Origin of the sequence: Actinomadura kijaniata NBRC 14229 (genome assembly GCF_001552175.1) — a bacterium.
Taxonomy (GTDB): domain Bacteria; phylum Actinomycetota; class Actinomycetes; order Streptosporangiales; family Streptosporangiaceae; genus Spirillospora; species Spirillospora kijaniata.
This window is the reverse complement of record NZ_BCQR01000271.1, coordinates 1-8,302: the sequence shown is the minus strand read 5'-3', so window position 1 is coordinate 8,302 and position 8,302 is coordinate 1. Positions and strand designations below refer to the sequence as shown.

Annotated in this window: 8 protein-coding genes; 5 read left to right on the top strand and 3 right to left on the bottom strand. The window is 76.2% G+C overall.

Annotation, left to right across the window (positions count from 1 at the left end; genetic code table 11):
- Positions 1-642 (bottom strand): flavin reductase family protein (locus tag AKI01S_RS47025; protein ID WP_067833189.1); only part of this gene is annotated, 642 nt, incomplete at its 3' end.
- A 171-nt stretch (positions 643-813) separates the two neighbouring features.
- On the opposite strand from AKI01S_RS47025, the gene AKI01S_RS47020 reads away from it, so the two are divergent.
- Entirely contained in the window at positions 814-1,623 is an 810-nt protein-coding gene (locus tag AKI01S_RS47020) for an IclR family transcriptional regulator (protein WP_067833186.1), read from the top strand.
- 13 nt (positions 1,624-1,636) lie between these two features.
- Here AKI01S_RS47020 and AKI01S_RS47015 read toward each other — a convergent pair whose 3' ends face one another.
- Positions 1,637-2,344, bottom strand: a complete 708-nt coding sequence (locus AKI01S_RS47015; RefSeq protein ID WP_067833183.1) for a hypothetical protein — start codon at positions 2,342-2,344, stop codon at positions 1,637-1,639.
- A gap of 56 nt (positions 2,345-2,400) precedes the next feature.
- Positions 2,401-3,069: a class E sortase gene (locus AKI01S_RS47010; protein WP_067833180.1), complete on the bottom strand. Its 669-nt coding sequence runs from the start codon at positions 3,067-3,069 to the stop codon at positions 2,401-2,403.
- A 236-nt stretch (positions 3,070-3,305) separates the two neighbouring features.
- Here AKI01S_RS47010 and AKI01S_RS47005 point away from each other — a divergent pair, with 236 nt between their 5' ends.
- The 4 genes from AKI01S_RS47005 to AKI01S_RS46985 all read left to right on the top strand — a co-directional run.
- Positions 3,306-4,652, top strand: coding sequence for a WxL domain-containing protein (locus tag AKI01S_RS47005; protein ID WP_067833177.1), 1,347 nt, complete (start codon positions 3,306-3,308; stop codon positions 4,650-4,652).
- Positions 4,653-4,743: 91 nt separating this feature from the next.
- On the top strand, positions 4,744-5,787 hold the full coding sequence (locus tag AKI01S_RS47000) for a COG1470 family protein (RefSeq protein WP_067833174.1): 1,044 nt from the start codon (positions 4,744-4,746) through the stop codon (positions 5,785-5,787).
- Positions 5,784-6,797: a hypothetical protein gene (locus tag AKI01S_RS46995; protein WP_067833171.1), complete on the top strand. Its 1,014-nt coding sequence runs from the start codon at positions 5,784-5,786 to the stop codon at positions 6,795-6,797. The genes AKI01S_RS47000 and AKI01S_RS46995 overlap by 4 nt, the downstream gene beginning before the upstream one ends.
- A 493-nt stretch (positions 6,798-7,290) precedes the next feature.
- Positions 7,291-8,302, top strand: a 1,012-nt coding sequence (locus AKI01S_RS46985) for a hypothetical protein (RefSeq protein ID WP_157420686.1), incomplete at its 3' end; no start/stop codon positions are given.

Here is an 8,302-nt window from a genome sequence, read left to right as displayed (position 1 = left end):
GGCCGGGTGGACGCGGGTGCGCACGCCCGCCGCGCGCACCGTCTCCAGCAGCCGCGCCGCCTCCGCCGGGGCGATCCGCGCGGGCGCGGTGCCCGACGGCCGGGACCGGCGGTGCAGCGCCGCCGCCAGGCCGGTGTCGGACACCGACACCTCGTCCGGCAGCGGGTCGGCGAGCTGCCCCCAGGCGCGCGAGTGGAACAGCAGGGGAGCGGCCCGCCGGGGCGTCGCCCCGGCCAGCACCTCCCCGACGAAGATGGTGTGGTCGCCGCCGGGATAGGCGTGCGCCACCCGGCAGTCCAGCCAGCCCAGGGCCTCCTCCAGCACCGGCGCGCCGGTCCGCGCCGTGCGCCAGGGATGGCCGTCGAACCGCTCGCCCGGCTCCAGCCCGGCGAACACCCGGCCGAGGCGCGCGTGGTCGCGACCCAGCACGCTCACCGCGAACGCGCCGCAGGACTCGACGAGCCGGTGCGTGCGCAGCCGCCGGTCCAGGCAGACCAGCACCAGCGGCGGGTCCAGGCTGACGCTGCTGAACGAGCTGGCCGTCATCCCGTGCCAGGCGCCGTCCGCGACGGTGGTCACCACGCACACGCCGGTGGGCCACTGCCCCAGCACCGCCCGGAAGGTCTCGGCATCGACCGTCACGCCCGGCCCCCCAGTCCATTGTTCCATTAATGGAAACGCTGTATCGCTCAAGGTAACGAGCTGGACGGCGGGGTGTCAATGCGTTCGCCAACCCGCCCCGCGTTGCGTTTCCCCAAGCGAAACGACTTGCCCTAGACTTCGGTCACCAACCGCCGAGGGAAGGGAAACGCCGTGCCGCGCAGGGCCACCGGAACGGCCGTCGCCGAGGAGGCCGAGAGCCAGAGCCGGTCGATCGCGGCCGTGGAGCGCGCCATGGACGTGCTGCTGCTGTTCGGCCGCAGCGGCCGTCCCGACCTGGGCGTCACCGAGATCGCCACCGAGCTGGACCTGACCAAGGCCGCGGTGCACCGCATCCTCACCGCGCTGCGCAGCCGCGACCTGATCACCGTCGACCCGGTCACCCGCCGCTACTCCCTCGGCCACGCCGCCATCGCGCTCGGCCGCGCCTACCTGGCCCGCATGGACCTGCGCGCGATGGCCGCGCCCGAGCTGCGCCGCCTGTCGCAGCTCACCGGCGAGACCGCGACGCTGTCGGTGCGCCGCGGCGACACCCGGATGTACGTGGACCAGGTCGTGCCCGCCCAGGCCCTGCGCATGGAGGTCAGCCTCGGCATCCCCTACCCGCTGCACGCGGGCGCGTCCTCCAAGGCGATCCTGGCGTTCCTCGACGACGCCGAGGTGGACGGCTACCTGCGCCGCCACTCCCTGGACGCCATCACCAGCCGCACCATCACCGACCCGGACGCGCTGCGCGCCGAGCTGGCGGCGACCCGCGAGCGCGGCCACGCGACCTCGCTGGGGGAGCGGGAGACGGGCGCGGCCTCGATCGCGGCGCCCGTCTTCGACCACGACGGCCACGTCATCGCCGCCCTCAGCCTGTCGGGCCCCGACTCGCGCTTCGAGCCGCGCATGGACGAGCACGTCCCGCTGCTGCTGGAGGCGTCCGCGCGCGTCTCCGCCCAGCTCGGCCACACCGGCTGAGCGGCCCGGCCGGCTACAGGTCCGCGCCCGGCTTGAACACGCCGAGCGCGGCGGCGGCCAGCACCGAGGCCCAGATCCCGAACACGAACGGCAGGCACCCGTCCACCGCGCGCTTCAGCGCGCGCTCCACCTCGGGCGTGGAACCGCTGGTCATCAGCGTGCCGAACGCGGGCCCGAACGGCCGCAGGGTCAGCCGGACGCCCAGCCCGCAGGCGAGCGCCAGGGTGTAGAGCGCGAGCTTGCCGCCCAGCCAGCGCGGATCGGTCGCCACCCCGAACGGCCGGTCCGCCAGCATCGTGTAGGCGGCCACCCCGGCCAACGCCACGACCAGCCCGATCCGGATCGCCCAGTCGACCCGCCGCACCCATCGGAACCTGCCGTGCGCGCGGTGGTCGGCGACGGTCGCCGCCAGCCAGGCCGCCGCCAGCACCCACACCAGCGCCACCTGCCAGGCGGTGAACGCGGGCGCGCCGAACAGCCGCGCCCCGTGCGGCTCCAGCGCCATCAGCGTCACGCCGCTCGGCAGGAACAGCACCAGGCAGGTCTTCGGCCCGAGGTCCAGCCCGCTCATCACGTTCAGTGCCGTCGCGCGGGCCACCGGGGGCAGGCCCGGCCGCAGCACGTACCGGCTGGCGTAGAACACGCCGAGGTCGCCGCCGAGCCAGAACACGAACAGCACCAGGTGCAGCAGGATCCACCAGCCGTGCGGATGCGCTCCCATGTCACCTCACTCATAGGGAAACATCGTTACCAGGAGCGGAACGTAACACGGATGGGTCAGGTGGTGCCGCGTCCCGCCCGGAATCCGGCGTGCTCGGCGCTGACGACCAGCCGGTACGCGGCGGAGAACTCGGGGTGGCAGGTGGTCAGGGTGAGCAGCCGGCGGCGGGGCGCGCGTCCGGGCCGTCCCGGCACGGGCAGGATCACCTCCATCGCGCCCGGCCGCACCACCCGCCGCCCGGTGACCCGGTACACGTGCGTGCCCGCGGCGGTGCCGACGTGGATCTCGTCGCCGCGCACCAGCTCGTCCACGCGCCGGAACGGCGCGCCGTAGGTGGTGCGGTGCCCGGAGATCACCATGTTGCCGACCTCGCCCGGCCGCGCCGTTCCCGGGTAATGCCCCGGCCCCTTGCGCAGGTCGGCGGGGGAGACGCCCTCGACGACCACGTAGCGGTACCTCGCTCCGAGGCGGGGGATGCGGAGGAGGGTGAAGGCGCCGCCCGGTGCCGGCGGGGCCGTTTCCGCGACGGTCCCGTCCTCGTCCCGCCGTGACGGTGTCGCGGTGAGGTGGCGGGCCCGCCATCGCCGTTCCAGCTCGTCGGCCAGTCCGGCCTGCTGGCGCCGCGTGTGGTCGCCGGTGCCCCACACCAGGTAGGTGACCCCGAGCGCGAGCACCAGCCCGGCCGTCGCCGCCAGTTCCCCGAGACCGCGTATGAGCGTCCGCATGGGGCCGCAACCTAACCCGAGTAGATGGAAACGGCGATCCTCAGAGTGAAACGAATCTGTTTCGGGTGGGGCCTGACCCTTGACAGCGGGTGGCCACGCGGAGAACTCTGGGGCAATTGCGAAACTGCGTTTCTCACAGCGAAACGCATGGGCGCGTGGTGCGGCGCCCGTCGGCACGGTGTGGACCTGCCCGGCCCCGCGGCCCGGCAGCCGGCAGAAAAGGAGCGGCACCACCCATGGGGACATCCGTCAACGCACGACGCCCGGGACTGGCCGCGGCCACCGCCGCGGCGACCGCCGTCGCCGGGCTCGCGGCCCCGGCCGCGCACGCGGCGGCGACCACGGCGCAGCCCGGCAAGGTCGCCTACGCGTGCCAGATCTTCTCCACCCGGTTCGCCTACGACGCCACGGTGACGGTGCGGGCCCCGGCGACCGCGAAGGTCGGCGACAGGGTCACCGTCGAGGCCGACTTCTCCGACCTGCCCGGCGTCGCCCCGCTGCCGGTCAACAAGTGGCGCACCGGCGGCGCGCTGACGGTGGCCGGGGCGCAGCCGGGCAGCGTCCCGATCGCCGTTCCCGAACGCCAGGGGCCGATCCCGGCCAGGGCCCCGATCCCCGTCGGCACCGCCACCGGCGAGCTCACCCTCACCAGGGCCGGGGACGTCACACTCGCCCCCGCCGCCCTGAGGATCGTGGCCGACGCGGGCGCGGAGGCCACCATCGACTGCGCGCCCAAGGGCGACCCCACCGTGCTCGCCACGGTCAGGGTGACCGACGGCGGAGGCGGCGAACCGCCCGGCCCCGACGTCACCGTCACCCCCGCCACCGTCAAGCGGGGCGCGGGCCTCACCGTCGGCGGCACCGGCTGGAAACCCGGCGCCGCGTCCCTCGCCCTGTGCGACGCCAACGGCGCCGACTGCGAACCCGGCGACCTCACCGACGCCACCGCCACCGCCGACGCCGGCGGCAGGCTGACCGGATCGGCCAAGGTCGCCGAGGAGGCCGCGCCCGGCGCCCGCACCCTCGCGGTCACCCAGGGAACGGTCACCAGGCGCACCGCCGTCACCGTCACCGCCGACACCCCGCCGCCCACCGGCGGCTGCGCGGGCAAACCCGGTGACCGGTGCGGCGAGCAGACCCTCAAGGTCACCGTCAACGGCGGCCCGCTCACCATGTCCCAGAAACCCGGCGAGGTCGCGCTGACCCCCGTCACCCTCGACGGGACCGAGCGTTCCGCCACCGGCGAGCTGCGCGAGGTCGAGGTCATCGACGCGCGCGGCGGCACCGCCGGATGGTCGCTGACCGGCGTGCTCACCGACTTCACCAGCCCGAGCGGAACGAGGATCCCGGCGGGCCGCCTCACCTGGAGACCGTCCTGCGCGGCCCGGGACGGCGCGACCCCGGTCACCCCCGGCAGCGCGGGCCCGCTCGACACCGCCACCGCCGCCACGCTGTGCGGCGGGCCGGGCGGCTCCACCGTCGTCGGCGGCACCTACACCGCCGGAGCCGGACTCGACCTGAAGGTCCCGCCCGCCACGGGCGCGGACCGCTACACCGCCGTCCTCACCCTCACCCTGTCCTGATCCCGGACGCCCCGGCCCCGGCCGGGCGGTGGCCAGCACCTCCCCGTCCGGCCGGCCCCTACCCCGACAGCAGGTCTGCGAGGTGGCCCCTGTGAGCTTCCCGGTCCGCGCCGCCGTCGTCGCGGCGGCCTGCGCCCTGCCGCCCGTCCCCGCGCACGCGGCCCCCAGTCCGCCGCCCGCCACCGGCAACGGGGCGTGGTCGGTCGGACCGGCCAACCGCAGCGGCGCGCCTGCCGCCCGCCCCCACTTCGCCTTCCAGGCGCCGCCCGGCGCGACGGTCCGCGACTCGGTCCGCGTCGCCAACCTCACCGACCGCCCCCTGACGTTCCGGCTCTACGGCGCCGACGCCTACAACACCCCGCGCGACGCCGGGTTCGCGCTGCGCGCCGAGAACGAACCGCGCCGCGGCGTCGGCGCGTGGACCAGGCTGGACGCCGGCGCGCTGGTCCTGCCGCCGCGCACCGCCAGGGAGATCCCGTTCCGGATCGCCGTCCCGGACAACGCCACGCCCGGCGAGCACATCGGCGGGATCGTCGCGCTCCACACCGCCGTCGAGGCCGTCCAGCGCACCGGCGGCGCCCGCATCGGGCTGCGCCGCGCCGTCGCCGCCCGCGTCTACCTGCGCGTCCCGGGACCGGCCGCGCCCGGCGTCCGCGCCGACGCCCTCACCGTCACGCGCCGCGAACCCCTCGTCCCGGTCCTGAACAAGTCCCGCGGCACGCTGCGCTACACCGTCGTCAACACCGGCAACCTGCGGATCACCCCGACCGCGCGGGTCCGGGCCACCGGCCTGTTCGGCCGCACCGTCGCCGAATGGCCGGCCCGGCGGCTCCCGGAGATCCTGCCCGGCCAGTCCACGGTCGTCGACCTGCCCTGGAACGGCCCGCCGCCGCTGGACGCGGTCACCGTCCGCGTCGAGCTGACCGCCGCCGACGGCGTGACGGCGCACGCCCGGACCGGGTTCGTCGCGGTGCCGTGGGCGGCGCTGCTCGCCCTGGCCGGGGCGGTGCTGCTGACCTGGTCGGCGCTGCCCCGCGCGATCCACCGCTGGCGGCGGCGCGCGGGCCTGCTCCCGGAGACGCCCCCGGCCGCCTCCGACCGGTACACCGACCCGTCCTACGAGGGGCGCGGATGAGACCGCGCGCCACGGCGGCGGCGCTGCTGCTGGTCCTCACGCCCGTGCCCGCGCACGCCGCCGCGCCCGAACCGGGGGTGAGCGTCGAATCCGGCCGCGCGCCGGCCGGCACGTCGCTGCGCGTCCGGGGCAGCGCGTGGGCGCCCGGCTCGACCGTGCAGGTCGAGGTGTGCGGCGCGAACGCGGTCCACGGCTCCGCCGACTGCGACACCCCGCGCGCGGTCACCGCCATGGTCGCGCCCGCCGGGACGTTCGAGGCCGGGCTGACCGTCGGCGCGCCGCCCGCCTCCTGCCCCTGCGTCGTCCGCGTGGCCACGTTCCCCGGAACGGCCGGGCCCCCGGCGACCGCCACCGCACCGCTGACGCTGCCCGGCCACCCGACCGGACCCGTGCGGAAGGACGTCGCCCCGGTCCGCGCCGACATCGTCAGCGCCGAACTGACCGGCGGCGGCGGACGCGGCGAGATGTTCGGCGGCCGACCCCGCCGCACCCTGGTGCTGCGCGTCCGCAACGCGGGCACCCGACCGATCACCGACGCGCCCCTGGTCGTCGGCTGGGGCGCGGGCACGACCCCCGACTCGTCCCTGGCCGCGCCCGGGACCGGCACGATCCAGCCGGGCCGCACCGCCACCTACCGGATCCCGGTGGAGCTGCCGCGCGCCTCGTCCGGCCGGTTCGTCGTGGGCGGGCGGTTCGCCGGGACGGTGCCGTTCACGACCTCCTTCAGCACCTACCCCTGGGGCCTGCTCGGCGCGAACGTCCTCGCGGCGCTGTTGCTGCTCCTCGGCGTCCGGCTGTCCCTGGGCCGCCGGGCGGCACGCCGCCGCCGACCGGCCCCCACCCCCGCGCCGGGACTGGACGAACTCCTCGAACACCTCGGCCGCGCGGGCTACGACCGCGACGAACTGCGGACGTTCCTGGAAAGCCGCCGGTCGGGACCGGTGGACCTGGCGGCACTGGACCGCTACCTGAAACCCGGCGAGCCGACCGTCCCCGAACGGAAGGGCTGACCATGGGCACACCCACCCACCCCCACCGCCCGGCGACGCCCCACGCCGTGCTCCCGGCCCGCGCCACCGGAGGCTCTCCGCTCGGCGCCCGTTCGCGAAGGAGCGAGGCGAACACGAGCGCCCCCACTCGCGACCGCCACGCGGCCCCGCCCCACGCCGTGCTCTCGGCCTGCGCCGTGCTCTCGGCCTGCGCCGTGCTCTCGGCCCGTGCTGTGCTCTTGGCCCGTGCTGTGCTCTTGGCCCGTGCTGTGCTCTTGGCCCGTGTTGTGCTCTTGGCCCGTGCCGTGTTGTTGGCCCGTGCCGTGTTGTTGGCCTGCGCCGTGCTCTTGGTCCGCGCTGTGGTCGGTCGTCTGCTCGGGGTCCCCGGAAGAAGCCGCCGGACCGTGTCGGCGTCCGTTCGGGACCGCCGCGCGGTGGTGCTCGGCGGCATCGGAGTGAGCCGTTGGTCCGGGCTGGTGGGCGTGGCGTCCATCCCGGAACGGGAGGGGTGAGCATGGGCACGCATACGCGTGGTCGTCGTGCGGTGGTGTGCCGTGCCGCGGTCCTGGCCTGTGCTGCCGCCGGGCCTCTGCTCGCCGGAACGGTGTTGCTGCTGACCGACGCGCTCGGCGGCGTTGTCGGGATGCCGGGGGACGCGGTCTCCTACACGGCTTTCACCGGTCTGCTGCTCGCCTGCCTCGGGGTTCCCCTGGTCCTGAGGTTGGCGCGCCGTGTGCCCGCGCCGAGGATGACGGCCGTGGCGGGCGGCCTCGCCGCTCTGCTGGTCGCCGCCGCCGGGCTGGTCCCGGGTGTTCCGGTGTTCGCGTCGGCGATGGTGCTGGCGGGTGCCCTCGGCGGCCCGCTCCTCGTCCTGCCCCGGTCCGCGGCCGGACCGCGCGCGTACGTCTGGCCGCACGTGGCGGCGCTGGCCGGGCTGGCCGCCGCCGCCCAGGTGGCGGCGGCGTTCACGGACACACCGGACAGCGCCCTGATCGTCGCGGGCGTCGCGGCCGCCGTACTCGCGGTCGTCGCCATCGGTGTCCCCCGAACCACTCCGAGCCCCGAAGAGAGCGACCCGGCGCATCCCACCCCGGCGCGCTCCGACCGGGGACGCGCCGACCTGAACGGTCGCGTTCGCGTCGGCGGATCGTCTTCGCGGTTCGGGTCGCGTGACGCGTTCGCGGTGGCGCGGCCCGCGTTGCCCGCTTACGCGGCGAGCGGCGCGGCGGTCGCCGTCACCGTGCAGGGCGGGCTCCACCTGCTGCTGTTCCGCTGGAACATGGTCGGCTCCGACCCGATCGCCCTGCTGGCGTGGACGGCCGTTCCGGCCGTCGCGATCGCCGCCGTGGCCGGGCCCCTGGCCCGGTCGGCGCGGACGGTGCCGTGGCTGCTCCTGGCGGCGGCCACGGCGCCCGCGCTCGCCGCGACCGCACCCGTCTCGTGGGCGCTGCCCGCCGCGTTCACCATCGCGCTGGCGGCGGCGACGGTCACGGCCGCGGGCCTGGACACCGCGATCCTCGGCCCGG